The sequence below is a fragment of the Petralouisia muris genome (genome assembly GCF_004793545.1).
GTDB lineage: Bacteria > Bacillota > Clostridia > Lachnospirales > Lachnospiraceae > Petralouisia > Petralouisia muris.
Window position 1 is genome coordinate 1 of sequence record NZ_SRYA01000196.1, and the last position, 1,665, is coordinate 1,665.

Genomic DNA, 1,665 nt, shown 5'->3' on the forward strand with positions numbered 1-1,665 from the left:
TGACATATATTAACATAGATTCCAAAAATATACAAATTATTTCACGACAGTTCCTTATCCGCCATTTTCGTCTGTTTGTTAGGAAAAAGATGCGCATAGCGGTAGGTAATGTCTATGCTCTCATGCCCTACCCTGTCCGCTATGGCAAGTGCCGAAAATCCCATCTCAATTAACAGGGAAATATGTGAATGGCGCAGGTCATGGATTCTGATTCGTTTTACATTTGCGGCTTTTGCTCCCCTGTCCATCTCATGATGGAGATATGATTTTGTGACTTGGAACATCCTTTCAGGTTCGCTGATTTCATAGAGCATACTGATATACTCCTGCATTTCCTCACATAAGAAATGCGGCATTTTTATCGTCCGGTTGCTCTTTGCTGTCTTAGGGGAAGTGATGACATCCCTTCCCTTTAACCGCTGATAGGACTTATTTATCGTTACGGTATTCCGCCCAAAATCAAAATCCGACGGAGTCAGCGCGAGCATTTCGCCCAGCCGGACACCGCACCAGTAGAGCATTTCAAAGGCATAATAAGATAATGGCTTGTCCATCATCACGTCGGCAAATTTCAGGTATTCCCCTTTCGTCCAGAACAGCATTTCTTTGTGTTCCTCACTGCCCATCGTTCCGGCTTTCTGCGCCGGGTTGCCCGGAAGGTGATAAAACCTTACGGCATGGTTGAAAATTGCGCTTAACTGCGCGTGGATGGTCTTTAAGTAGGTCGGGGGGAATAGACCTCCCCGTTTTCGCCCTTATAGGAAAGCATTTCATTTTGCCATTCAATCACGTCCTTCGGCTCAATCTCCGCAATCTTCCGCTCCCCGAAATAGGGAAGTATCTTCGTGCGTATCACATGGCTCTTGGATTCCCATGTATTCTCCTTCACCCTTTTCTTCTTGTCCGCCTCATATATTTCAAAGAAACTGGCAAACGTCATGTCAAGTTTGGATTCACTTTTGAGCATGACTTCCCGCTCCCATCCTAAAGCCTCCCTTTTGGTCGCAAAACCCCTTTTCTGCGTCTGTTTCCTCTCCCCTTTGTAATTCGTATATCGGTAGATGACACGCCATTTGTCGCCATCCTTATAAACAGCCATACGCTCACACTCCTCCTTTCCCCGGGGCTGGCTACAGAAGTAATTAAATCTGCTGTTAGCCCCGGTAAAAATTTAAAGATTCCTACACTATTCGCTGTAACATAATTCCTTACGGAAAAATTACTCATTGCAACTTCTTACGGAAAAACTACTCGCTGCAACATTATTCCTTACGAAAAACTACTCACTGTAACACAACTTCTTGCGGAAGAAATTTGTATTCACCCTGCCCTATACTGTCAGATAGCCAAGCCCGCGCATTTCTGTATTCAGCTCCCGGACAACCTTGTAGGCATAGGATTTGGAGACGTTCAGTTCCTGCGCAACTTCCTCAACCGTCATAAAATTTTTGCCTTCCATTACCCATCCTCTCCTTTCCCTGTCTTATTCCCAACCTTTCTTCCTGCTTTCCCCCTTTCCCTCTTTATAACTTCTCGGAATCTTCAGTCCTTACTTTATAAGGCTTTCAGACCCCATCTCAAAAAAATCACCCACTTTTTTTCAAAAAACAGGTTCTTTCCAAAGTTAGTTGAATTTACGTCTTAATTCAAGCCGCAACAGCTTCC

General features: G+C 44.4%; 1 protein-coding gene and 1 pseudogene. Both read right to left on the bottom strand.

The window, feature by feature from the left end; all coding sequences use genetic code 11:
* Positions 1 to 41 precede the first annotated feature (41 nt).
* Positions 42 to 1,099 (bottom strand): annotated as a pseudogene (locus E5329_RS28990) (site-specific integrase).
* A gap of 231 nt (positions 1,100 to 1,330) precedes the next feature.
* A complete protein-coding gene (locus E5329_RS28995) occupies positions 1,331 to 1,459 on the bottom strand; it encodes a helix-turn-helix domain-containing protein (protein ID WP_135992560.1) in 129 nt (42 codons plus the stop codon).
* Positions 1,460 to 1,665: the final 206 nt, after the last annotated feature.

Coding starts and splice junctions, on each gene's coding strand:
- E5329_RS28995 (WP_135992560.1), bottom strand. CDS start 1,459: ATGGAAGGCAAAAATTTTATGACGGTTGAGGAAGTTGCGCAGGAACTG.